Here is a 23278-nt window from a genome sequence, read left to right as displayed (position 1 = left end):
CACTCGTCGAAAGTTGGCTCACATGTCCGCACCCTCCTTGGGTCTGTCCGGAGCTGCCCCCAACAGCTCCGGACGCATCAGAAAAGGCTCATTCGCCAGGAAGGCCGCGTCCCTCGGTCTCGCCTCACTCCTCCTCGCAGGAACCATCCCGGCCCTCACCTTCGCCGCCGCTGCCAATGCCGCTCCCGGCGACCCCGCGGTCATCAAGGCCGTCACCCCGGAAGTACCCGTCGACGCAGCTGGAGTACCCCTCGGGGCGGTGACCGGCTTTACCCAGTCCGGTAACGTCGTCGACCTCTCCACCGAAAAGGGCGCCATCCGCGTCACCTTCCTGGACGACGGCAACTTCCGCCTGGAAGCCGATCCCAGCGGAAAGTTCACCGACCCTGCGAACACCGACCAGGGCGACCCGGCCAGGACAGCCAACATCGTGGTGGGCAAGGACAAGTTCCCAGGCACCACGCCCACGGTCACCGACGGCGACTGGCTCGTCCTGAAAACTGCCAAAATCAGCGTCGAGATCAACAAAGCGACCACCCTGCTCCGTGTTGCCAGGGCCGACGGCTCGCTGGTCCTGGAAGAGTCCGCACCCATCACGTTCGGTGCGAATTCGGCCACCCAGCACCTCGCCCAGCACGACGGTGAGCAATTCATCGGCGGCGGCATGCAGAACGGCCGCTCAGTCCACACCGGCGCACTGATCAACATCGCCAAGAACTTCGACTGGGACGACGACGGCTACCCCAACGCCGTCCCGTACTACATGTCCTCCATGGGCTACGGCGTCCTGCGTGACACGTTCGCCCGCGGCTCGTACAATTTCGCGGGCGAACCGACCACTACGCATGAGGAAAAGCGTTTTGACGCCTACTACTTCGTGGGCGATTACAAGCAGTCGCTGGGCGCGTACACCACGCTGACCGGCAAGCCGATGATGCCCCCGGTGTACGCCCTGGAATACGGCGACGCTGACTGCTACAACCGCTCAAACCCGGGCTATTCGTCCTCCGGATACGGCGATCCCGACGGCGCCAAGCAGAAAACTCCCGACGCCATCAAGACCGCACGGAAGTTCGTTGAGAACGACATGCCCGCCGGCTGGATGCTGGTCAACGACGGCTACGGCTGCGAGTACCAGCAACTCCCGGAAACCGTGAGCAACATCGAGGACGAAACCGACCTCAAGGTCGGCCTCTGGACGCAACGCTCCCTCACCAACCAGGAATACGAAGTAGGCGAGGCCGGCGTCCGGCTCCGCAAGCTGGACGTCGCATGGGTTGGCCAAGGCTACCGCCAGGCACTCACGGGCTGCGAAGCTGCCCACGGGGGCATCGAGCAGTACTCGAACGCCCGCGGCACCTCGCTGATGGTGGAAGGCTGGGCCGGCTCCCAGCGCTGCGGGATGCAGTGGACCGGTGACCATTCAGGAAACCTCGACGCCGTCCGCTGGCAGGTCTCGGCCCTCACCGGCGCCGGCAACTCGGGCCTGGCATTCACCACCGGCGACGTTGACGGCATCTTTGGCGGGTCCGCCGAGTCCTACGTCCGCGACCTTCAGTGGAAAGCCTTCGCTCCGGCGCTGTACTCCATGTCCGGCTGGGCCGCGACGGACAAGCGTCCGTGGCTCTACGGCGACGAGGCAACAGCCATCAACCGCCAATACCTGCAGCTCCGCCAGCAGCTCATGCCCTTCATCTACTCGCTCGCGCAGGAATCCTCCACCACCGGCGTCTCCATGATGCGCTCCATGGCCCTCGAATTCCCTGACCAGCAGTGGTCCTACGGTGCCGAAGCGAACAACCAGTTCATGCTGGGCTCCGACTTCCTGGTAGCACCCGTCTTTACCCAGACCGACGTCCGCAACGGCATCTTCCTCCCGGCCGGCCAGCAGTGGGTGGACTACTGGACCGGCAAGCTCTACCAAGGTGGCCAGATCCTCAACGGCCACAACGCACCCCTGGATAAGCTGCCGGTGTTCGTTCGTGCCGGAGCGGTGATCCCGCAAGGCATCGTGGCCCGCAACGCGTCCTTGGTCCCGGAAGACTCCATGATCACCCTGGATGTCTATGCCAAGGGCCAGGACACCTTCACGCTCTACGAGGATGACAAGGTCACCCGCGAATTCAAGAACGGCAAGTCCTCCAGCCAGCTCTTCTCCGTGGACGCTCCCGGTACCGGCAACAGCAGCGTCAAGGTGACCATCGGTGAACGCAAGGGCGAATACACCGGCAAGGCCGCAGCCCGCCCCTACGAGCTCAAAGTCCATGCAGGCGCGGCACCCAAGGACGTCAAAATCGGTGGAACCAAACTCACCCAACACACCACCCAGGCTGCTTACGCAGCTGCGGCAACCGGCTGGTACTTCGATGAAGCCAACAACGGCACCATTTGGGTGAAGACGGGCTCCATCGCCTCCAACCAGTCCGCGACGGTCCAGCTCCAGCAGGCAGGTCCGCTCGGCGGCAAGAGCCAGGAAGACACCGCAGCGGAAGTCCGCGTGACCACCGGCCAGCAGGTCTTCCAGGACCATGAAACAACCGTCACCGCGGCATTCGTGAACACCGGAACCAAGGCCAAGAGCAATCTGGTCCTCACCCCGGTTCTTCCCGAGGGTTGGACTGTTGTCTCGTCCTCCGGCGCGACGGCGGCCAAGGTTGAAGGCGGCGCTACAACCACGGCCACTTTCGTCATCAAACCCGGCCCCAGCGCGAAGGCGGGGCAACAGACTCTGCGGGTATCGGCGTCGTACGCTGCTTCCGGCTCAACCCAATCGGTGACCGGCGGCAACCAGATCTACGTCGCCTACGGGTCCTTGGCCGCGGCCTACAACACCGTCTCCGTCACCACGGTGGCCGGCAAGGCGCTCGGGAACTTCGACGGCGGAGGGGCCACCTTCGCTGCCGAGCAGCTGGCTGCCGCTACGGTTCCGGCAGGCGGAGTCCGGCCGGGCAGCACCGTGACGGTGGATGCCGGGAAGCCGACGCAGGTCGATTACACCTGGCCGGCCGTGGGACCCGATGTTCCCAACTCGGTGGCGCTGTCCGCGCAGACCATCGCCGTGAAGGGCAAGGGAACGCACTTGGCTGTCCTCGGTTCGGCTGCGGTGGGCAATGGCACCAGCCCCACGTTGACCTTGACGTACGCTGACGGATCCACGGAGAAACAGTCCATCTTCTTCCCGAACTGGCTGCAGCCCTCCGTACTGAACGGCGCCCTGCTCGCAGTTTCCGAACAAGGCCGCAACAACGCCAACGGTCCGTCGCCGGAGTACACGCAATACAAGTACCAGGCATTCTCCAACACGGTCCGGCTCAACCCCACCAAGGAACTGGCCTCCGTCACCTTGCCCACCGACACCCGGGTGAAGTTCTTCGACTGGAAAGTAACCTCGCAGCCGTTGCCGGACATACCGCATGGAGCGGTGTACGCCTCGGAAACGCCGTGGGTCCAGGCACTCAACGGCTACGGGGTGATCGGCAAGAACGTGGCCAACAAGGACTCCGCGTCGTCCCCGGACAAGCCGTTGGCCATCAACTACACCGATCCCGCCACCGGTCAGCAACCCGTTTTCTCCAAGGGCCTGGGCGTCCACGCTGCCTCCAAGATCACCTATTACCTGGGTGGCAAGTGCACTTCATTTACGTCCCAAGTGGGCCTTGAAAGCGGCTTCGGCGGCAACATCATCTTCAAGGTCAACGCCGACGGGGTGAACAAGTACCAGTCGCGCACGTATACGCCGGGATTCGCTCCGGAATCGGTGTCCGTTGACCTGACGGGGGCGGCTTACGTGGAGCTGGTCGTTGACCCGTCCGGTTCCATCAATGGAGCACATGGTGTCTGGGGTGATGCAAAGTTCACCTGCGCTCCCTAGCCTGACGTTGCAAACAGACCGCCGTCGCTTGCCGCACCTCCCCGGGGTGGCAGGCGGCGGCCGTCCGGCTGCCGGCCATGACAAGAAAGTGTCGGGGGAACCGGGCATAATGTGGCAAATGGGGAAAACACGTACTTTGATTCTTGGTCTGGCCACGATTGTGCTGGCAGGCTCGCTGACCGCTTGCGACGACGGCCGTTCGGGCGCTGAGGGAGCCGCCAAGCAGCTCGCCTCCTCGCTATCAGCGCTCGACGTCGGCCAGCTCGCCGTTGAGGGCAAGGATGCCGCCGCGGCCAACGACCAGCTCAAGGCAGTTTTCGAAGGACTCGACGCCAAGCCGTCGGTGCAGTCCGGTGACGTCAAGCTCGACGGCGACACCGCCACTTTCCCTCTTAACTACAGCTGGAACATCGGCTCGGCCAAGTGGGAGTACAGTTCCGAGGCCACCTTGAAGAAGTCCGGTGACAAGTGGGCGGTTCAATGGAGCCCCGCCCTGCTGGCACCGGAGCTTTCCGATGGCGAAACTCTTTCCGTCAAGACCGTTCCTGCCCAGCGCGGCCAGATCCTGGGCGCCGGGGATGCCCCTATTGTGGAGGACCGGCCCGTCTTCCGGGTCGGCATCGACAAGACCAAGATTCCAGCGGAACAAGCGGATGCTTCAGCGCGTGCGATGGCTGCCCTGCTGGGCTTGGACGTTGAGGAATACGCCAAGCAGGTTGCTGCGTCCGGCCCGCAGGCATTTGTGGAAGGACTGGTTCTCAGGGCTTACACGACGGATATCACGGAGGCCAAGATCAAGGCCATTCCCGGTGGTGCCAGCATCCTGGATTCGATGGCCCTCGCACCAACGCGGACCTTTGCACGTGCACTGCTCGGAAGCGTTGGCCAGGCCAGCGCGGAGCAGATTGAAAAGTCCAACGGCGCCTTGCGTGCCGGTGACACCACGGGAACCGGCGGCCTGCAGCAGAAGTACGACACCCTGCTCCGCGGCAAGGACGGTGTTGAGGTCATTGCGAGCACCGAGGCCAAAGCTGAAGGGGAAACGCCCGGCACCAAGGTGTTCTTTTCGTCCCTCCCCGCTCCCGGTACAACCCTCAAGACAACCCTTGACCTGAAACTGCAGCAACTGGCCGAGGAAACCCTTGCTGGCGTTGGCCCGGCGTCGGCCATAGTTGCCCTTCGACCCTCCACGGGCGCCGTGCTCGCCGCCGCCTCCGGGCCGGGGAGCAACGGCTACAACACTGCAATGCTGGGCCAGTACGCGCCAGGATCCACCTTCAAGATTGTTGACTCCCTGGCGATGTTCCGGAACGGCGCAACCCCCGATTCCAAGGTCGAGTGCCCGCCGACGCTGACTGTTGACGGTCGGACCTTCAAGAACGCGGAGGGGTATCCGGAAAGCTCGCTGGGTTCAGTTGCCCTGAGGGATGCGTTTGCCCACTCCTGCAACACTGCCTTCATCAACGCCCGTGACACCGTCAGCCAGGACCAGTTGGAATCCGCGGCCCAGGCTCTTGGTGTGGCTGTTGAAGCCCCCAAACTCGGTGCTGACGCGTTCCTGGGTTCCGTTCCCGGTGCTGCTGAGGGTACGGAGCACGCCGCTTCCATGATTGGCCAGGGCAAGGTGCTCTTCTCGCCCCTCTCGGCCGCTGTCATGGCAGCTTCGGTGGCCAACGGTGCCCCCGTCTCACCGCAACTGGTGCTCAATGCCGACGCCGTGCCGGCCACCACCTCCACGGCCGCTCCCACGGAAAGCAGCTCCGCCACGCCGTCGCCGGACTCCGCGACGGCCAGCGCGCTGCCTGCCTCGCCGGCATCCACCAAGCCGATCACCAAGGAGGAATCGGCTGCCCTGTCCGACATGATGCGGGCGGTAGTAACCTCGGGCCACGCCGGTTTCCTTGCCGCAGTGCCGGGTGCACCGGTCGGGGCAAAGACGGGCACCGCCGAATTCGGTAATGACAACCCGCCCAAGACCCACGCGTGGATTGTTGCCACCCACGGGGACCTGGCGGTTGCCGTGTTTGTTGAAGACGGCGGACTGGGTGCCACCACCAGTGGGCCGTTGCTGAAAACGTTCCTGACCGCGGCGGGCTGATCCGGAGGAGAACCCATGACAGGCAGTACCCAGTGTGTGGTGGTCGGCGGAGGTCCGGCCGGGATAATGCTGGGGCTGCTGCTTGCCCGGGCCGGTGTGCAAGTCACTGTCTTGGAAAAACACGCCGACTTCCTCCGGGATTTCAGGGGCGACACGGTCCATGCGTCCACCGTCCGGCTCCTGGACGAGTTGGGTTTGGGAGAAGGCTTCAGGGCCCTGCCGCAGAGCCGGCTGGAGAACTTCCGGTTGCCTGTTGCCGGGGGTCGCTCGGTGGTGCTGGCCGATTTCGGACTCCTTAAAGAGCCCTACAACTATGTGGCGATGGTTCCCCAGTGGGACCTGCTTAATTTCCTGGTGGCAGCTGCCGGGCAGGAACCCACCTTTACGCTGCGGATGAATACCGAGGTCACGGACCTGCTGCGGGACTCTTCGGGGGCAGTGACGGGTGTGGCGTACCGGACCAGGAACCCGCTGACCGGCTCCCCGCTGGACAGCGGCGAACTGATGGCCACCCTGACTGTGGCGTGCGATGGCCGGGGTTCGGTGCTGCGGCAGCGAGCCGGACTGGCTCCCCACGAATACCCGGTGCCGTTCGACACCTGGTGGTTCCGGCTCCCCCGCACGGCCGACGAGGATGAGCCAGTGGCATCCATAGCGCCGCGTTTCGGCAGCTCCGACGTCCTGCTGAGCCTCACCCGCAAGGACTACCACCAGATCGCCTATCTGGCCGCGAAGGGCTTGGATCCCCAGCTCCGGGCTGAGGGCGTGGAAGCCTTCCGGGCCAGGGTTGCGCGGCTGCGGCCGGACCTCGCCGACCGCGTAGACACCATCAGGTCTGTCGACGAGCTTCACCTGCTGGATGTGAAGCTCAACCGCTTGGCCCGCTGGCATCAGCCGGGCCTGCTCTTGATTGGCGACGCCGCGCATGCCATGTCCCCGGCCGGAGGCGTGGGAATCAACCTCGCGGTGCAGGACGCCGTGGCGGCAGCGCGCTCTATTGCGTCACCGCTGCTCAGTGGAACACTCGACGACGGCCACCTCGCCGCCGTCCAGAAGCGGCGTTGGCTGCCCACCGTGATTGTCCAGACGTTCCAGCGGGTGCTGCATCGCGCCATCTTTGCCCGGGTGATGGCCGGCAAACAGCCCAAGCCACCCAGGATCCTGGTCCTGATGGCCCGGCACCTGCGCGGTTTTCCCAAGCTTCCCGCCCGCATGATCGCCTTTGGACCGCGCCCCGAGCATGCTCCGGACTTTGCCAGGCGAAAGCCGTAGCGCTGCGTCGACGCCCAAGCCAATTGCCGCCGTCGGGCGTTAATACCCCGGCGTGGGAGGATTGAAACGTGGCCCATATTGACGTTTCCGGCATCGACTACTTCCTCTCCGACGGCACCCAGCTGCTTAACGGTGTGACCTTCAAGGTCCCCGACGGCACCAAAACGGCGCTGATCGGACCCAACGGAACAGGCAAGACCACACTGTTCAAGATCATCGCCGGAGACCTCACTCCTGATGAAGGTGCCGTGGGCCGCTCGGGCAACATGGGCATCATGCGGCAGTTCGTGGGCCAGGTCCGCGACGAATCCACCGTCCGCGACCTCCTGGTTTCCACTGCGCAGGCCGGGCTCGCAGCAGCAGCCAAGGCGGTGGAAGAAGCCGAATTGGCCATGATGGAGCACGACGACGAACCCACGCAGATGAAGTACGCGCAGGCGATCGTGGACTGGGGCGATGCCGGCGGATACGACGTCGAGACCGTCTGGGACGAAGTGTGCATGGCCGCTTTGGGGATTTCCTTCGATAAAGCCCAGTTCCGCCGTGCTTCCACGCTGTCGGGCGGCGAGCAGAAGCGCCTGGTGTTGGAAGCGCTGTTCGCCGGGCCGGACGAGCTCCTGCTCCTGGACGAACCGGACAACTACCTTGACGTGCCCGGCAAGCGATGGCTGGAAGGCAAGCTCAACGAGTCCAAGAAGACCGTGCTCTTCATCAGCCACGACCGCGAGCTTCTCAACAACGCCGCCGGCCGTATCGTGACACTGGAGCCGGGCATCAACGGTGCCGGCGCTTGGATCCACGGTGGAGGTTTCGGCTCCTACGTCGAAGCGCGCGCAGACCGTAACGCCCGGTTCGAGGAACTCCGCAAACGCTGGGACGAGGAGCACATCAAGCTCAAGGAACTCGTCAACATGTACAAGAACAAGGCGGCTTTCCGCTCCGACATGGCCAACAGGTACCAGGCAGCGCAGACCCGCCTTGCGAAGTTCCTGGAGGCCGGGCCGCCGGAGGCCCTGCCCATCGAGCAGAACGTGAAGATGCGGCTCAAGGGTGGCCGCACCGCCAAGCGGGCCGTCGTTGCAGAGAAGCTGGAACTGACCGGGCTCATGAAGCCGTTCTCCACGGAGATCTGGTTCGGGGACCGGGTGGGCGTCCTGGGCTCCAACGGTTCGGGCAAGAGCCACTTCCTGCGTCTTCTCGCGACCGGGGGTACCGACCCGGAGCGCGAGCACCTGCCGGTGTCCGACGTCGTCATCGCGGAAGTCCCGCACGAAGGGTCGGTGAAACTGGGGGCACGCATCCGGCCCGGGTTCTTCGCCCAGACGCATGTCCGTCCGGATCTGCTGGGCCGGACGTTGCTGGAAATTCTGCACCGCGGCGATGAACACCGTTCGGGCCTTCCGCGTGAAGCTGCGGCGGGAGCCTTGGATTCCTATGGCCTGGCGGGTCAGTCGGAGCAGAAATACGAGTCCTTGTCCGGTGGCCAGCAGGCACGTTTCCAGATCCTGCTGCTCCAGCTGTCCGGTGCCACGCTCCTTCTGCTGGATGAGCCCACGGACAACCTGGACCTCCACTCAGGCGAAGCCCTGGAGCGTGCCATCGACGCGTTCGAGGGAACCGTCCTGGCCGTCACGCACGACCGCTGGTTTGCCAAGTCGTTTGACCGCTTCCTGATCTTCGGGTCCGACGGCAAGGTGTACGAATCCGAAGAGCCCGTGTGGGACGAAAAGCGGGTAGAGCGCGCCCGCTGACACCGGACGCTTGCTCACGTCCCGCGCCTTTCGGGTGGACGCTTGTTCACGTTCCGCGCCTTTCGGGGGGGGGGGGACGCTTATTCACGTAACAGGCCTTTCGGGTGGACGCTTGCTCACGTCCCGCGCCTTTCGTGCGGATGCTTGCTCACGTCCCGGCGCGAGAGCTTGAGCTGGCTTCCTAGTTGGCCGCTACCCGATCACCAACGGGTGGTCACTGAGCGAGGGTTGGGTTGAAGGCAGTGGGTTGTGAGCGAGCGTTGGTATGAAGGACGTGGGGTGTGGGTGAGGGTTGGGTTGAAGGGCGTGGGATGTGAGGGAGGATTGGGTTGAAGGGTGTGGGATGTGAGCGAGCGATTGTGCGCAAATGATCACATCACATGATTAAGTGAGCACACCCCTGCTACCGTGGAGGCATGGGAACCACTGACCGCCACAGGCTCATCGCCGAACTGCTGCGCGGACAAGAAGAAGTAACCGTCGACGAACTGGTCTCAACCACCGGAGCTTCCGGGGCGACCATCCGCCGCGACCTCGAGATCCTGGCAGCCAACGGTGTGCTCAAGCGAGTGCACGGGGGTGCCCGCAGCCTCCTGGCCCGTGGAGAGAACCCCGGCTACGGGCAGCGCGAACTCGAGGACCACGAGGCCAAAGCCCGCATAGCCAAAGCCGTGGATGGACTCATCAGGGATCGCGAACACGTGTGGCTGGACAGCGGATCCACTGCCACGGAAATTGCACGTCGGCTCAGCACACGAGAGCTCACGGTCATGCCCATGTCCTTGCACGGCGTCCAAGCCCTCACGCAATCCTCGGAGGGCCGGGCTCCTGAACTCATCCTCCCAGGTGGCCGGTTCACCCCGGGTGAGCAGTCTTTCAGGGGACCCATGGCGGAAGCCAACGTCCGCTCGCTTAGGTTCGACACCGCCGTCGTAACCCCTTGCGCCCTCAATCTCAAAGACGGCCTGCTGGCCCACGACCTCGATGACGCGGCCGTGAAGCGTGCCGGTCTGGAGTCGGCGTCGCGCGTGATCGTCGCTGCCGCGGGAAGCAAATGGAATGCCGGCGCCAGGGCCCTGGTTGCCGCGATGGACAGCGTTGACGTCATCGTGACGGACCTGGAACCATACCCCGAAGACCTTGCCCAGCTCAACAAACTCTCCGTGGAAGTTGTGATTGCATGACCACCAACACCAGAAGCACCACCAACGTCAGGGCCGCGGCAGTGGCGACGTTCCTGATCTTCGGCATGAACGGTCTGGTCTTCGCCAGTTGGGCAGCCCGCATTCCGGCAGTGACCGAAGCGCTCAGCCTCACGTCCGGCCAGATGGGCACGCTCTTGCTCTGCACCGCGGTTGGCTCGTTGCTGGCGCTGCCGTCTGCGGGTTGGGTGGTGGGCCGGATCGGCACGGCGAACACGGTTCGGTTGGCCGGCATCGTGGCAGGAGTCGCGGGTGCGGCAATTGCTTTCTCCCTGATGGCCGCGTCCGTGCCGGCCACAGCCATAGCGCTCTTCTTCTTCGGCATCGGCATTGGCCTGTGGGACGTAGCCCAGAACATTGAAGGCGCCGACGTCGAACACCGGCTCGAGCGGACCATCATGCCGCAGTTCCATGCAGCATTCAGCGGCGGGGCCTTCCTCGGCGCGCTGATCGGTGCGGGGTTGTCCCAACTGGGAGTCGGCCTGCCCGAGCACTTGCTGGTCATCGCCGCCGTCGCTGTCGCGTTGGCCCTGACCGTCCCCAAGTACTTTTTGCCGCATGAAGCGGTGGAAATTCACGACGGCGGCGGGTCGGCCGCCAAGGGTCCCACGGCTTGGCGGGATGGCAGGACGCTGCTGATCGGCGTCGTGGTCCTGGGTGCCACGCTCACCGAGGGTGCCGGCAATGACTGGATCGCCAAGGCAGCGGTGGACGGGCTGGGTGCTTCAGAGTCCACCGGCGCTTTGCTGTTCGCCCTGTTTGTACTGGCCATGACCATCATGCGGTTCCTGGGCGGCAAGGCGATCGACAAGTTTGGCCGGGTAGCCGTTCTCCGCGCCAGCATGGCCGCAGCCGCCTTGGGCCTGGCCCTGTTCGTATTTGCGGGCAACGTGGTTTTGGCCGGAGTCGGCGCGGCTCTCTGGGGCATTGGGGCGGCGCTGGCCTTCCCCATGGGTATGTCTGCGGCTGCCGATGATCCCAAACACGCCGCTGCCAGGGTTTCCGTAGTTTCCACCATCGGCTACATTGCCTTCCTGGCAGGGCCGCCGCTGCTGGGCTACTTGGGAGACCAAACAGGAATCCACCTGGCCTTGCTGGCCATTGGGGCGCCTATTCTGCTGGCTCTCCTGCTTGCCGGTGTCGCGAAGCCCTTGCCGCCCAAATAGTCCTGCCATCCGTCAAAGCATTCTCCCGAATGCATACGTCCCGGAGTCGCCACCACGCCAGGAGCACCAAGCCGGCGGCCAGGCAGGCGCCGCCCAGCACATCGCTCAGCCAGTGCGCGGAGAGATATGTCCGGCTGATCATCATGGCGATGATGCCCAACGCGGCCAATGTCGTCATCCACCAACGGCCGGCGAGGACAGCCAGAACCACCAGGAAGGCGGTGGTGGCGGATACATGCCCGGAAGGGTATGAACCGGTATCGGTGAGAACCTTGGCCCCTACCGGCCTTTCCCGGCCTACTACGACTTTGGCCAGTTGGGTGAGCGCCAGTGTGGCTATTCCGGAGCCCGCAACGAATAACGCCGTCACCGGTCGTTTCCAAGCCACCAAGGCGAGGGCCAGCACTCCCTGGGCCGACAGCATCCCCACGTAGCCCACCCAGTTGAGGATCCCGTTGACGCCATCCCAGAAGGGAGAGTGCAACGTAAAGGAGAAGGCCTGCCACCAGGTGTCTACGCTGTTGAAGGCAGGTTGGCCATGTCCTGCCAGGATCATGACTCCCGGAACCACAAACGCACACAGCAGCAATATTCCAGGGGCAAGCAGCTTCCAGCCCGGTTGCCTTCGGGGAGTCAGGACGCGAATCATCAACTCATCGTAGCCATGGCGGCCCTGCAGTACCGGCAGGCGATACTGTGAAGGGATGCGAGGCTTCGTGGGCAAAGGTCCCAAACGTGTTGTCAAACTCGACCACTTCCTGGTGCGGGCTGTTTCCCGGCAACCGCAGGGCGACCATGACGTCTTCTTCCGGCGGCTTTCGTCCGCGGCGACGAAAGGCAAGCTGTGGTTCGGCATTGCCGGGATCATGGCGACGGTTCCAGGGAAACCCCGCAGGGCGGCGCTCCATGGCTTGCTCGCACTGGGTGTTGCTTCCGGCGTTACCAACGTCATTTTCAAGCGGGCTTTGCCCCGCAGGCGGCCGCTTCCTGAACATCTGCCGTTGTTCCGGTTCGTGAATCCGCAGCCCACAAGCTCTTCGATGCCATCCGGCCACTCTGCGTCCGCTGTGGCCTTCGCGGTGGGCGCAGGAATCGTCTCGCCTGCGATAGGGGTTGCATTGGCGCCCATCGCCGTGGGGGTGGCCTACTCGCGGGTGCACACGGGTGCCCACTGGCCATCCGACGTCGTCTTTGGCTCGGCTTTGGGTGCCGGCGCCGCATTTCTCACGCGTAAGTGGTGGCCTGCCCGCCCGGCGGAGCCGACTCCCCGCCGCACCCCCGCTGAGGTTCCGGCAATTCACGACGGCGAGGGGCTGAGTATCGCGGTCAACGTCCTGGGCGGGTCCTACTCCCCCGAAACCGGAGAACTGCTGCGACGAGTATTCCCCAAGGCTTATATACGAGAGATTTCCGAAGGGGAGGATGTCGCCGAAGAGGTCAAGGCCGCAGCAACCCGGCCCGGAACCGTAGCGCTGGGCGTATGGGGCGGCGACGGAACGGTGGGAGCGGCGGCTGCTGCCGCCGTCGAACATTCACTGCCTCTGGCGGTTCTGCCGGGAGGGACGCTGAACCACTTTGCGCGCGATCTCGGCGCCCGCTCGATCGAGGATGTCCTGGACGCCTTGACCAATGGTTTCGCAGCGTCCGTGGACCTGGGGCATGTTGTTGTCCAGCGCGGCCTTGCTGAGAAGCCGGAGACCTCGGAGCTGGCCATGCTGAATACGGCGAGTGTGGGCGTGTACCCCAATCTGGTCAGGCGGCGTGAGCGCCTGCAGCCGGCCATGGGCAAGCCGCTCGCCAGTGTGGTGGCATCGCTCCGGACCTTCGGCGTGAATTCCCCCACCACGCTCACGGTGAACGGACAAAAGCACAAGCTCTGGATTCTCTACATGGGCAGGGGAAGGTTCTATCCCAGCGACCATGCGCCCATCCGCCGTCCTGTGCTTGATGATGGTGTGTTCGACCTCCGCATGATCACGGCGGACGAACCATTCGCACGTGCGCGTTTGCTGTGGGCCGTCGTTACCGGCACCGTGTCGGCCTCGAAGGTCACCCACCTTGCCGAGGCTACAGAGATTACCGTCGAAGCCATTGGGCAGCCGTTGGTGCTGGCCGTCGACGGTGAACCTACGCCTGGAGTCCGCTCGGCTACCTTCACGGTGAAGCCTCGCGTCCTGCGCGTGTACTCGTCGCTTCCGGTGGCTGACTGAAGCGGACTGACCGGGGTCATCCGGTAGGACTACCCTGACTGAACCCTGAATCATCCCTGAGACAGGCGATTTGGGCGGCCTCCCTGAGTAGCGTGGTGAGTACATTCAAAACTCACCTGCACATTTATGTGCTCCGAGGAGGGGAACGCTTCCATGATCGAAGCAAAGGGCCTGACTAAGGTCTACGGCCAAAAAACTGCCGTCGGCGGTGTCAGTTTCACTGTCCAGGCTGGACGGGTGACGGGCTTCCTGGGCCCGAACGGTGCCGGCAAGTCCACCACGATGCGCATGATCATGGGGCTTGACTCTCCCACATCGGGCGACGTCACGGTCAACGGCCTGCACTATGCGCAGCACAAGGCTCCCCTGCACCAGGTAGGTGCCTTGCTGGATGCCAAGGCTGTCCACACCAGCCGCAGTGCCTACAACCACCTGCTGGCCATGGCTGCAACGCACAGCATTCCTACCGCCCGCGTTCACGAGGTCATTGAGATGACCGGGCTCGGCGCCGTGGCGAAGAAGAAGGCCGGGGGGTTCTCGCTGGGTATGGGCCAGCGCCTCGGCATTGCGGCCGCACTCCTCGGTGACCCTCAGACCCTCATCCTCGACGAGCCCGTCAACGGACTCGATCCTGAAGGCGTGCTGTGGGTGCGCAATCTGGTCAAGTACCTGGCCAGCCAGGGCAAGACCGTTTTCCTTTCGTCGCACTTGATGAGCGAAATGGCGCAGACCGCCGACCACCTGATTGTGATCGGCCGGGGCAGGATCATCGCGGATGCTCCTGTGCAGGACATCATAGCCGGAGCCCAGCAGGCCAAAACGTTGGTTCGTACCTCGGCTGCCAGCCAGCTGTCGGCCTTGCTTGTGGGAGACGGTGTCCGGGTGGACCAGAGCCAGACGGAGACCCTGGAAGTGGTGGGTCTGCAACCGCGTGAGATCGCCCAGGTTGCCCTGGACAACAACGTGCTGGTCTACGAACTGACGCCGCAGGTTTCCTCGCTGGAAGATGCCTACTTCAATCTCACCAAGGACGAAGTGGAGTACCAATCCCATATGTCCGGTGAGCCTGTCTCTGCCGCCCCGGAAGGAAAGTAAGGACAATGAGCACCATGACTGAAAACCGCACCAAAGCACCGGCCCACGCATCGGCCGGGGTCCGCGGCGTTACTTTTGGGGGAGTAGTCAAGTCGGAGTGGATCAAGCTCCGCTCACTGACGTCCACCGTGATCCTGCTCGCTGTGACTCTTATTGCCACAGTGGGCGTGGGTGCCCTTGCCGTTTTGATCCGCTTCACCTTCCTTGATCAGATGATCAAGCAGGCCAAGGATGCCGGCCAGCCCGTCACCGGCGAGATGCTGACGAAATCCTTCCCGCCGGGGTCCGGATTCGACCTCTACAACCTGCCCAATGCCGGCATCCAGATCGGCACCTTGGTCCTTGGCTCGCTGGCTGTGCTCTTCATTTCGTCCGAGTACGCCACCGGCATGATCCGTTCAACCATGAACGCAGTTCCCAAGCGCATTCCGGCCTTCGCGGCCAAGGCGCTGCTTCTGGTGGTCCTCTCCTACGTCATCACCACCATTGCCGCCGTATTGACATTCCTCATCGCCATGCCCGTCTTCCAGGGCCTGGATATTGATCTGACGTGGTCCACTGACGGTGTCTTGTACAGCATCTTCACCGGTGGCCTGTATGTTGCCGGCGTAGCTTTGATCGGTCTTTCGTTGGGAACCCTCCTGCGCAACTCGGCCGGTGGCGTGACCGTACTTGTCGCATTGTTCTTCGTACTGTCGATCGCGTCCGGCTTCCTTTCACTGGTGCCGGGCGACTTCTGGAAGTACGTGCCGCAGTACATTCCCAGCGAGGCTGGTGGCAGGTTCCTTTCCATCGGTCACACCGACGGCGTCATCGACCCGTGGCAGGGTGGGTTGATCTTCCTGGGCTACGTGCTGGTCTTCCTGATTCCGGCCATCATCGTGATCAAGAAGCGCGACGTCTAGGCCGACGTGCCCTCTAGGCTCAATTCATGACTGAAGCTCCACAGATGAAGGACGCGCCGGCCGCCGTGGCCGACGCGTCCTTCGCTGAAATTGCCCAACGCCGACGGGGCAGGATCCGGCGGTACTTCTTCACGCGTCCCCGTGCCATGGACGCCGTGGTGGTGCTTTGCTACGTGTTGTTGGCGTTGCCCACCATCGTCGCCTCGATCGGTGAGGGCAAATGGCTCGTGGTGGCCATACTGCTCCTTATTGCCTTGGCACTGGTCTTCAGGAGGCAGTTCCCGCTCCAGGTGGTCCTGGCCGTGGCCCTGCTGGAAATCTCGGCGACCATCCTGAACCCTTGGGGCTCCAACGTTTCGGCGGGCCTGTGGTTCGCCCTTTATGCGGTGGCTTCCCTCCGGAAGCGCGGGATCACGTTTGCGGTCTTTATCGCCGCAAGCCTGCCCCTGAGCCTGCTTTACCTGTTCATGTGGACTAGCCCGGCCCAGATGGACACGCTTCAGGACGTCCCGGAGAATTTCCACCTCATCAACAACATCGCCACGGCGGTCACCATCATGTTGTCGAACCTGCTGGCCACGGGCATTGGCATTTCGGTTCGCCAGCGACGGGAACACGAAGCGGAGATCGCTGCCTGGGCCGCCCGGACCACGCGGCTGGGCAAGGTCACCGAACGCAACCGCATCGCCCGCGAAATGCACGACGTCGTCGCCCACTCTTTGACGGTCATGATCAGTCTTTCGGATGGTGCGGCAGTTGTGGTCAAGAAGGATCCGGAACGTGCCGGCGAGGTGCTTGGCGAACTCTCGCGGACCGGACGCACCGCCCTGGCGGATATGCGGCGTGTTCTGGGGGTTCTACGTGATGATTCAGGCCGGCCGGCCCCGCTCACGCCGCTTGAGTCCGGGTACAACCTGGCCAAGCTCCTGGAGGGCTTCCGCACGGCCGGCCTGCCACTGCACTATGCGCACACCGGGCCGGCATTGCCGGCTGACCCGGCGTTCGAGCTCACCGTCTACAGGATCGTGCAGGAATCCCTGACCAACGTGTTGCGTTACGGTCGCTCGTTGAGCCGGGTGGACGTCCAGGTGGCCCGCGACGGCGATGTGGTCACCATTGATGTCCTCGACGACGGACGCGGAACCAGGGACGGTGGCAGCGAATCGATTGGCAGCCTGGGCACAGGGCTGGGCATTGCCGGGATGAATGAACGCGCTGGAATCTATGCTGGAATCGTTACTGCCGGTCCAGGCAAAAGAGGCGGTTGGGCGGTCCACGCCGACCTCCACTGGAACGGCGACAAGGGGGAATCATGACCAATGACATCAAAGTGCTGCTCGTGGACGACCAGCCGCTGCTCAGGATGGGCTTCCGGCTCATTCTGGAAGGCGAAGAAGACTTCCATGTAGTGGGCGAGGCGTCCGATGGCGCTGAAGCCGTCCGCCAGGTCGAAGCCTTGCAACCTGACGTGGTGCTGATGGACGTCCGAATGCCCACCATGGACGGGATCGAGGCAACGCGGCGTATCTCCGATTCAGGTTCGGAAGCGCGGGTCATCATCCTGACCACGTTCGACCTCGATGAGTACGCCTTCACCGGTTTGCAGGCCGGAGCCTCTGCCTTCCTCCTCAAGGATGTTGCGCCCGTGGAGCTCGTCCATGCGGTGCGGCTCGTGGCGAGCGGCGACGCCGTCGTCGCCCCGCGTGTAACGCAGCGGCTCCTGGAGACGTATGTCCGGGGCGGTGCAGTGCCGGGCCATTCGCCCGCACCCCACCGGGATCCCTTGCTTGGTGAACTCACGCCGCGCGAAACCGAAATCCTCACGACCATCGCCGAGGGTCTGTCCAATGCGGAGATCGCCCATAAGTTCTTCCTCTCGGAGGCCACTGTCAAGACGCACGTCCGCCGGATCCTGAGCAAGCTGCAGCTGCGGGATCGCGTGCAGGTGGTTGTCTACGCCTACGAGACCGGACTGGTGGTGCCGAGCAACCCGGACTATTGATGCGGTGGGCCCGGCCCGGGCCCACTTTCTTCACAAGATGTGCGTTATAGACATTCATAAATGTTTTTAATGACTATTTGAGCCGATTCTGTGTTACCTTCGTCACTACAAGCGCGCCTCCGGCTCCCCCGCGCAGGAAGTCCCAGGCGTCCCGATCGCATCTTTCACTTATCGGAGACGAGTCATGGAATCATCAACCCCCCTGAAACTGGACCACCCGGCTGACGCCCCTCCGGCGCCTTTGGAAACAGGCCTTCGCCGTTCCATGGGTCCGCGTCACCTCATCATGATTGCCATGGGAGGTGTCATCGGCTCAGGCTTGTTCCTCAGCTCGGGCTACACCATCTCCCAGGCAGGCCCCCTGGGCGCAGTCATCGCCTACCTGGTGGGAGCCTTCGTGGTCTACCTGGTGATGGCCTGCCTTGGCGAGCTCGCCATTGCCTACCCGGTCTCGGGTGCCTTCCACATCTACGCTTCCCGTTCAATTGGTCCGGCTACCGGCTTCACCACCGCCTGGCTCTACTGGCTGTGCTGGGCGGTGGCGATCGGTTCGGAGTTCACGGCCTCGGGCCTGCTCATGCAGCGGTGGTTCCCGGGTGTCGAGGTATGGGTGTGGTGCCTGGTGTTCGCTGCCATGCTCTTCGGCTTCAATGCGCTCTCGTCCAAGTTCTTTGGCGAATCTGAATTCTGGTTCTCCATCATCAAAGTCGGAGCGATCATCGCACTGATCGTGTTCGGCGGGGCGGCCCTCTTCGGATTCCATCCACTCTCGGACAACGACCACCACCCGTTCCTGTTCGAGAACTTCAATACCTCAGGCGGCCTGTTTCCCAACGGCTTTTCCGGCGTCCTGGTGACAGCCCTGGCCGTCTTCTACGCCTTCTCCGGCTCGGAATTGATTGGCGTGGCGGCAGGCGAAACCAAGGATCCGGCACGGAACATCCCCAAGGCCATGCGCAGCACGGTCATCCGCCTCCTGATCTTCTTCGTGGGGGCAATCGCCGTCATCGCCGCAACCGTTCCTTATGACCAGGTGGGACTGGATGAGAGCCCGTTCGTCACTGTTTTCTCGTCCGTAGGCATTCCCTTCGCGGCGGACATCATGAACTTCGTCATCATCACCGCCCTCCTGTCCGCCGGAAACAGCGGCCTGTTCTCCTGTGCCCGCATGCTCTACTCCCTTGCAGACGAAGGGCACGCTCCCAAGGCGCTCAAGCGCCTCACCCGCCGGGGCATCCCACTCCTTGCCCTGTCCGTCAGCATGGTGGGAGGGCTGGCGTCCCTGATCAGCAGCGTGGCTGCTCCGGAGACCGTGTACCTGGCCCTCGTCTCCGTAGCCGGCTTCGCCGTCGTCGGGGTATGGATGTCCATCACCGCCTCGCATTTCTTCCATCGCCGGGCCTTTGTCCGCAACGGGGGACGGGTGGCTGACCTTGCCTATAAGGCACCGTTCTTCCCTGTAGTTCCGATCCTGGCCTTCGGACTGTGCCTGCTCTCACTGGTGGGCATTGCGTCCGATCCCGCGCAGGTGGCTGCCCTCTACTTCGGTATCCCCTTTGTGGCTGCCTGCTACCTGTATTTCCACTTCCGATACGGCCGGACTGTGAAAGTAAAGCAGTCGGTCTGATCCAGGTTGCCACGTCAGGCGGCAGGGCAATATTGCCCCGCCGCCTGACTGTCTTGAAAGGGGGAGGGCAGGATGGCCCAAACAACCCAGTCCACGGAACCGGCCGGGAAGTTTTCCAGTTGGTTGGAAGTTGACGGTGACGCCTTTGATGGCAACGTCCGATCCATGAGGCAACTCCTGGAAGGCCGGGCCTTGCTGTGTGCCGTGATCAAATCCGACGCCTACGGCCACGGGGCTGACATGTTGCTGCCGTTCCTGGTTCGTCAGGACGTTCCCTACATAGGGGTGGGGTCGAATCATGAAGCAGAGCTGGCGCGGAGACATGGTTTTCATGGAAAACTGCTCCGCGTTCGAGCAGCGGCCCCGCAGGAAGTCAGGGCGGGCATGGACTTCTCCATCGAAGAACTCGTCTCTGATCCGCAGAGTGCCTTGGCCATGAGCGGGATCGCCGAGGAAACGGGCCGGAAATTACGGGTGCACCTGGACATTAACTCGTCGGGTATCAGCCGCCACAGCCTTGACGTGTCTTCTTCCCGCGGCAGGGCCTGCGCAGTCGGGATCCTGAGCCAGCCTTGGCTTCAACCCGCCGGCATCATGACGCATTTTCCCTGCGATGACGTGAAGAACATAGAAGAATCGCTGCGGCGTTTCAGGGCCGAGTCCGAAGCTATCCTCCAAGCCGCGCAAGTGCCCCGCAGCGAAGTGCTCCTCCACGCGGCGAACTCATTTTCAACCCTGAACGTCCGGGCGTCGTGGATGGACATGGTACGGACCGGGGCCGTCCTCTACGGTGACACGGAACCCGCGCAGCCCGGATTCAGCCGCTGCCTGACCTTCAAGGCACGCATCGGCTCGGTGAACACCTATTCCGCGGGAAGCAAGGTGGGCTATGGGCTGACCCATACCCTGGCGACAGAATCCCGTTTGGCAACAGTCACTGTGGGCTATGGCGATGGGTATCGACGCGCACTCGGCCGTCGAAGCGCCGACCATCGCGGCGATGTCCTGGTCCGCGGCCGACGCGTGCCCATCGTCGACGTGATTTCCATGAACTCAATGGTGGTTGATGTGACATCCGTTCCGGAGGTCCTGCCCGGGGACGAAGTGGTCCTGTTCGGGCGCCAGGACCGGTCCGAAATCACTTCGGGAGAGCTTGAAGCAGCCAACGCCGGAATTCTCGCAGATTTGTACACGGTGTGGGCCAAGGATGCCAGGATCCTCAGGGTCTGCGCCAACGTGTGAGAATGGCGTGAGCGCTTGGTGGAAGGAGCCTGATTCGTGGATGTGTCAACAGAGGCTTCGTCGTTGGCGCAGGGCCTTCGCCTGATCCGGCTGGTCACGGACCGCGAAAAGCAGGGACGCCAACTTCTGGGAGTCTCGCAGTTGGCTGCGGAGCTGGATATGGAACAAAGCCGGGTCTCACGATTGGCGCAGGAACTGTGTGATCTTGGGCTGCTGGAACGCGTGGATCGGGGTCCTTTCCGCACAGGGCCGCGGTTCTTCACCCTGGCAGCCTCCCTGAACGGAGGCTGGGTCCAGCAATCCGGACCCGAGCTTGAGGAGCTGGTGTCCTCTTATGGATTGCGCTCCAGGCTCTCAGTGCGCGACGGCGTCCGGGTGCTCCTGCTGCGTTCTTCCGCCAACAACTCCGTCCTTGGCGGCTTCGCCAAGCCCGGCATGGTGACCCCTGTGTGGTGCACGGGCGCCGGCCGGGCCTTGCTGTGGGACCATTCGGGAAAGGAGCTTGAGGGTCTGCTCCGCGAGGCCAACTTCATTGGCGTTGGCGGCCCCGCCGCGGCGCATTCCGCAGCGGAGGTGGCCACCCTCATGGACAAGGACAAGCCACAGGGGTATGTCCTGGCTGCGGAGGAATTCGAGCACGGCGTCTGGGAGCTGGCAGTACCGGTCCGGGCAGGCGGAGCCCGCATTATTGCCGCACTCAGCGTCCTGGGAAGCCGCGCTGATCTGGAGAAAGCGGCTCCACACATTGCAGCGGCGCTTCACTCCGCTTCCAACCGGCTCGGCAGCGCGGCCCAACCTCAGGATTGACCTGACTGTCCTCCAACTGAAGACTCAAGCCAGTCCCGCCACGAACCAAGAGCCGTGGCGAAGGCTTCGCGCTGGGGTTCCAAACGTGATTTCGGGCCGACAATCTGCAATGCAGCAGCGACTTCGCCTTTGAAGTCCCGGACGGGCGCGGACAGGGAGTAGAGGCCCGGTTCGGCTTCCTCGTCCACGATCGAGTAGCCGCGTTCCCTTGCCTTGGCCAACCGCTCCAGGAAATCGTCAACGGACACAGGCGTATTGGGCCCGTGCTTCACGAACTCGACTCCGTCAAAGATCTTCCGGACGTCTGAGTTCGGCGCATCCCACAAGAGCGCCTGGCCGGCGTCGCTGCAGTAGGCGGGGTAGGGCCGGCCGAGCCACGAACCCACCAGATTGGCGCTTTCAGGCACCTGCTCGCCGATGGTGACAGTACTGTTTCCGCTCAGCACACCCAGGAAGCAGGCTTCGTTGGTTTCGGATGCCAGACCCTCCAATGCGGTCAAGCCGTCAGTCTTGAGCCGCTGTTCGGTGACCAGCTGCGCGTCCGTCAGGAAGGACCAGTCCAGGCAATACTCGCGCTGCTCGGTCCTTGTGAGGAAACCTTCCAGCTGTGCACCTTTGAGGCTGCGAGAGACCTGGCTGCGGTCCTTGTCCAGGTGGGCTGCAATGTCAGCCACCGTACCGCCGTCGAATCCTTCCGCGTGACGCGCCCCAACGGTGAGTAAGGCCATCATGCCGCGGCCCATGCTGGAGGTCTTTGACATGGATTGATTCTAGTCAGCCCCGGGCGCCGGACCGGTACGGCGTCAGTGAATGGCGAACACCCGTGCCGGAAAACCGCTGCCCTCCAAGGGCTTTGCCCACGTGGCCATCAGCATGGCGCCGGATTCCGGTAGTTCATCCAGGTTGGCCAGCAGCTCGATCTGCCAGCGGTCCTGGGCCAGGACGTACGTTTCCAGGCTGAAGTCCTGCCGTGAGGTAGCCATGCCGGGATCCGTGTCGGTCTGCTCGTGGCCTACGGCAGCAACGGAGCGCTCCTCGACCAGATACCGAAGCACCTCCTGTGACCACCCGGGTGTGTGGCTGATGCCGTCGTCATCCCTGTTGGCCATTGCCGATGCGTCCGGCCAGTGTTTGCTCCAGCCGGTCCGAAGGGCAACGAACGCCCCGTTTGGGACGGCCCCGTTGCGTGCTTCCCATTGCCTTACATCGTCAAGGGTGGGGGTTGCGTCCGCATCGGTTCGGACACGGTGGCTGATGTCCAGGACAACCAGGGGAAGCATCATGTCCTCCACAGGTATCTGGTCCAGCGTCCGGCCTCCCCGGACAAAATGCGACGGCGGATCCACGTGCGTGCCCCACTGGCCCACAATCGAATACCTGTGGGCAGTGAATCCGTCGCCCTTTTCCATGTCGAAAAGGGCTTCCCGTGTCTCGTCGGGAAAGGCCGAAAAGTGCGGTTGGCCGGGGTGGAAGGCGTGGGTGAGATCCGTGAAGGTCCTGTTGCGGAGGAGTGGTGCAACCTCTTCCCAGACTGAGGCGCTCATGATGCCACCCGCATTTCGGTGCGGGAGTCCATAACACTGCTTGAGACGCTGAGGGGTCCCGAAACCTCGATCACGGGAACCTCCCATGGGTGAATGTCGACGATCGTCTGGACGAGCTGTTGGACGGCGGCGTCGTCAAGGGAGTCGTCAAAGTAAGTCGTGAAGACAAAAGTGGGTGAGATGGTCCGCTGGCCTACCCTGCCCAGGGTGGGATTGGCTCCTTCTGCCACTGTGAATCCCTCAAAGCCGGCCGAGGATTCGAAGACATGGTGGTAGTTCCCGAACCCGCCCAGCTCCGGGGTTGATGTCAGCGCGTCCAGCAACGAGGCGATACCGGCGTCGGACTCAAGGGCCTGAAGCTGGCCGTCGGCGAGCTGGGTCATCGTCTCTACCGAAATGGGCCAGTGGATGCGAAGCTTCCGCACCGGTTTCAGTTGGATGTTCATGGCAGGGGACCTTCCGTCAGTTGCTGTTGCAAGCCATCGT

General features: G+C 63.3%; 18 protein-coding genes. 14 read left to right on the top strand and 4 right to left on the bottom strand.

The features are described 5' to 3' along the window. Positions 1 to 22: 22 nt before the first annotated feature. The 6 genes from HMI60_RS20090 to HMI60_RS20065 all read left to right on the top strand — a co-directional run bounded on the left by HMI60_RS20090 (position 23) and on the right by HMI60_RS20065 (position 11360). Entirely contained in the window at positions 23 to 3871 is a 3849-nt protein-coding gene (locus HMI60_RS20090; RefSeq protein ID WP_193590299.1) for an NPCBM/NEW2 domain-containing protein, read from the top strand. Between the two features lie 118 nt (positions 3872 to 3989). Then, a complete protein-coding gene (locus HMI60_RS20085) occupies positions 3990 to 5969 on the top strand; it encodes a penicillin-binding transpeptidase domain-containing protein (RefSeq protein WP_055976754.1) in 1980 nt (659 codons plus the stop codon). 15 nt (positions 5970 to 5984) lie between these two features. Beyond that, positions 5985 to 7241: an FAD-dependent oxidoreductase gene (locus HMI60_RS20080; RefSeq protein ID WP_193590298.1), complete on the top strand. Its 1257-nt coding sequence runs from the start codon at positions 5985 to 5987 to the stop codon at positions 7239 to 7241. Positions 7242 to 7309: 68 nt separating this feature from the next. After that, positions 7310 to 8992, top strand: coding sequence for an ABC-F family ATP-binding cassette domain-containing protein (locus HMI60_RS20075; RefSeq protein WP_055976759.1), 1683 nt, complete (start codon positions 7310 to 7312; stop codon positions 8990 to 8992). A 416-nt stretch (positions 8993 to 9408) separates the two neighbouring features. Next, on the top strand, positions 9409 to 10176 hold the full coding sequence (locus HMI60_RS20070; protein WP_193590297.1) for a DeoR/GlpR family DNA-binding transcription regulator: 768 nt from the start codon (positions 9409 to 9411) through the stop codon (positions 10174 to 10176). After that, entirely contained in the window at positions 10173 to 11360 is a 1188-nt protein-coding gene (locus tag HMI60_RS20065; RefSeq protein WP_193590296.1) for an MFS transporter, read from the top strand. Before HMI60_RS20070 ends, HMI60_RS20065 begins: the two co-directional genes overlap by 4 nt. On the opposite strand, the gene HMI60_RS20060 is transcribed toward HMI60_RS20065, so the two are convergent. Further along, positions 11305 to 12009 carry a phosphatase PAP2 family protein gene (locus tag HMI60_RS20060; protein ID WP_227453618.1) on the bottom strand — a complete coding sequence of 235 codons (705 nt, stop codon included), beginning with the start codon at positions 12007 to 12009 and terminating at the stop codon, positions 11305 to 11307. The genes HMI60_RS20065 and HMI60_RS20060 overlap by 56 nt on opposite strands. 55 nt (positions 12010 to 12064) lie before the next feature. On the opposite strand from HMI60_RS20060, the gene HMI60_RS20055 reads away from it, so the two are divergent. The 8 genes from HMI60_RS20055 (at position 12065) to HMI60_RS20020 (ending at position 21248) form a co-directional block, all read left to right on the top strand. After that, positions 12065 to 13570 (top strand): bifunctional phosphatase PAP2/diacylglycerol kinase family protein, encoded by a 1506-nt coding sequence (locus HMI60_RS20055; RefSeq protein WP_055976772.1) that lies wholly within the window; start codon positions 12065 to 12067, stop codon positions 13568 to 13570. A 153-nt stretch (positions 13571 to 13723) separates the two neighbouring features. Then, positions 13724 to 14665 (top strand): ABC transporter ATP-binding protein, encoded by a 942-nt coding sequence (locus HMI60_RS20050; RefSeq protein WP_018778515.1) that lies wholly within the window; start codon positions 13724 to 13726, stop codon positions 14663 to 14665. Positions 14666 to 14679: 14 nt separating this feature from the next. Beyond that, a complete protein-coding gene (locus HMI60_RS20045) occupies positions 14680 to 15570 on the top strand; it encodes an ABC transporter permease (RefSeq protein ID WP_227453617.1) in 891 nt (296 codons plus the stop codon). A 26-nt stretch (positions 15571 to 15596) separates the two neighbouring features. Continuing rightward, positions 15597 to 16886, top strand: coding sequence for a sensor histidine kinase (locus HMI60_RS20040; RefSeq protein ID WP_039243532.1), 1290 nt, complete (start codon positions 15597 to 15599; stop codon positions 16884 to 16886). Further along, a complete protein-coding gene (locus tag HMI60_RS20035) occupies positions 16883 to 17572 on the top strand; it encodes a response regulator transcription factor (RefSeq protein ID WP_018778518.1) in 690 nt (229 codons plus the stop codon). The genes HMI60_RS20040 and HMI60_RS20035 overlap by 4 nt, the downstream gene beginning before the upstream one ends. 184 nt (positions 17573 to 17756) lie before the next feature. Then, on the top strand, positions 17757 to 19199 hold the full coding sequence (locus HMI60_RS20030) for an amino acid permease (RefSeq protein ID WP_039243531.1): 1443 nt from the start codon (positions 17757 to 17759) through the stop codon (positions 19197 to 19199). Positions 19200 to 19271: 72 nt separating this feature from the next. Beyond that, positions 19272 to 20441, top strand: coding sequence for an alanine racemase (gene alr, locus HMI60_RS20025; protein WP_193590294.1), 1170 nt, complete (start codon positions 19272 to 19274; stop codon positions 20439 to 20441). A gap of 36 nt (positions 20442 to 20477) precedes the next feature. Next, the gene (locus HMI60_RS20020; RefSeq protein ID WP_193590293.1) at positions 20478 to 21248 is read left to right on the top strand and encodes an IclR family transcriptional regulator; all 771 of its coding nucleotides are present in this window, start codon (positions 20478 to 20480) and stop codon (positions 21246 to 21248) included. On the opposite strand, the gene HMI60_RS20015 is transcribed toward HMI60_RS20020, so the two are convergent. Genes HMI60_RS20015 through HMI60_RS20005 form a run of 3 tightly spaced genes read right to left on the bottom strand, consistent with a single transcriptional unit; the run spans position 21239 to position 23238 of the window. Continuing rightward, positions 21239 to 22009, bottom strand: coding sequence for an IclR family transcriptional regulator (locus HMI60_RS20015; protein ID WP_193590292.1), 771 nt, complete (start codon positions 22007 to 22009; stop codon positions 21239 to 21241). The two genes, HMI60_RS20020 and HMI60_RS20015, sit on opposite strands and share 10 nt — an antisense overlap. A gap of 42 nt (positions 22010 to 22051) precedes the next feature. Beyond that, the gene (locus HMI60_RS20010) at positions 22052 to 22792 is read right to left on the bottom strand and encodes a cyclase family protein (protein WP_193590291.1); all 741 of its coding nucleotides are present in this window, start codon (positions 22790 to 22792) and stop codon (positions 22052 to 22054) included. Continuing rightward, positions 22789 to 23238: a hypothetical protein gene (locus tag HMI60_RS20005; protein WP_193590290.1), complete on the bottom strand. Its 450-nt coding sequence runs from the start codon at positions 23236 to 23238 to the stop codon at positions 22789 to 22791. Before HMI60_RS20005 ends, HMI60_RS20010 begins: the two co-directional genes overlap by 4 nt. Between the last annotated feature and the right edge of the window lie 40 nt (positions 23239 to 23278).

It is taken from the genome of Paenarthrobacter sp. YJN-D (assembly GCF_015040335.1).
In the GTDB taxonomy this organism is placed as follows: domain Bacteria; phylum Actinomycetota; class Actinomycetes; order Actinomycetales; family Micrococcaceae; genus Arthrobacter; species Arthrobacter nicotinovorans.
Note: the sequence above shows the minus strand (reverse complement) of the source record. Positions and strands in the feature narration are given on the sequence as shown.

Excerpts from the sequence above, each read along its gene's own strand:
- HMI60_RS20090 (WP_193590299.1), top strand. The coding sequence starts at position 23 with ATGTCCGCACCCTCCTTGGGTCTGTCCGGAGCTGCCCCCAACAGCTCC.
- HMI60_RS20085 (WP_055976754.1), top strand. The coding sequence starts at position 3,990 with ATGGGGAAAACACGTACTTTGATTCTTGGTCTGGCCACGATTGTGCTG.
- HMI60_RS20080 (WP_193590298.1), top strand. The coding sequence starts at position 5,985 with ATGACAGGCAGTACCCAGTGTGTGGTGGTCGGCGGAGGTCCGGCCGGG.
- HMI60_RS20070 (WP_193590297.1), top strand. The coding sequence starts at position 9,409 with ATGGGAACCACTGACCGCCACAGGCTCATCGCCGAACTGCTGCGCGGA.
- HMI60_RS20065 (WP_193590296.1), top strand. The coding sequence starts at position 10,173 with ATGACCACCAACACCAGAAGCACCACCAACGTCAGGGCCGCGGCAGTG.
- HMI60_RS20060 (WP_227453618.1), bottom strand. The coding sequence starts at position 12,009 with ATGATTCGCGTCCTGACTCCCCGAAGGCAACCGGGCTGGAAGCTGCTT.
- HMI60_RS20055 (WP_055976772.1), top strand. The coding sequence starts at position 12,065 with ATGCGAGGCTTCGTGGGCAAAGGTCCCAAACGTGTTGTCAAACTCGAC.
- HMI60_RS20050 (WP_018778515.1), top strand. The coding sequence starts at position 13,724 with ATGATCGAAGCAAAGGGCCTGACTAAGGTCTACGGCCAAAAAACTGCC.
- HMI60_RS20045 (WP_227453617.1), top strand. The coding sequence starts at position 14,680 with ATGACTGAAAACCGCACCAAAGCACCGGCCCACGCATCGGCCGGGGTC.
- HMI60_RS20040 (WP_039243532.1), top strand. The coding sequence starts at position 15,597 with ATGACTGAAGCTCCACAGATGAAGGACGCGCCGGCCGCCGTGGCCGAC.
- HMI60_RS20035 (WP_018778518.1), top strand. The coding sequence starts at position 16,883 with ATGACCAATGACATCAAAGTGCTGCTCGTGGACGACCAGCCGCTGCTC.
- HMI60_RS20030 (WP_039243531.1), top strand. The coding sequence starts at position 17,757 with ATGGAATCATCAACCCCCCTGAAACTGGACCACCCGGCTGACGCCCCT.
- alr (WP_193590294.1), top strand. The coding sequence starts at position 19,272 with ATGGCCCAAACAACCCAGTCCACGGAACCGGCCGGGAAGTTTTCCAGT.
- HMI60_RS20015 (WP_193590292.1), bottom strand. The coding sequence starts at position 22,009 with ATGTCAAAGACCTCCAGCATGGGCCGCGGCATGATGGCCTTACTCACC.
- HMI60_RS20010 (WP_193590291.1), bottom strand. The coding sequence starts at position 22,792 with ATGAGCGCCTCAGTCTGGGAAGAGGTTGCACCACTCCTCCGCAACAGG.
- HMI60_RS20005 (WP_193590290.1), bottom strand. The coding sequence starts at position 23,238 with ATGAACATCCAACTGAAACCGGTGCGGAAGCTTCGCATCCACTGGCCC.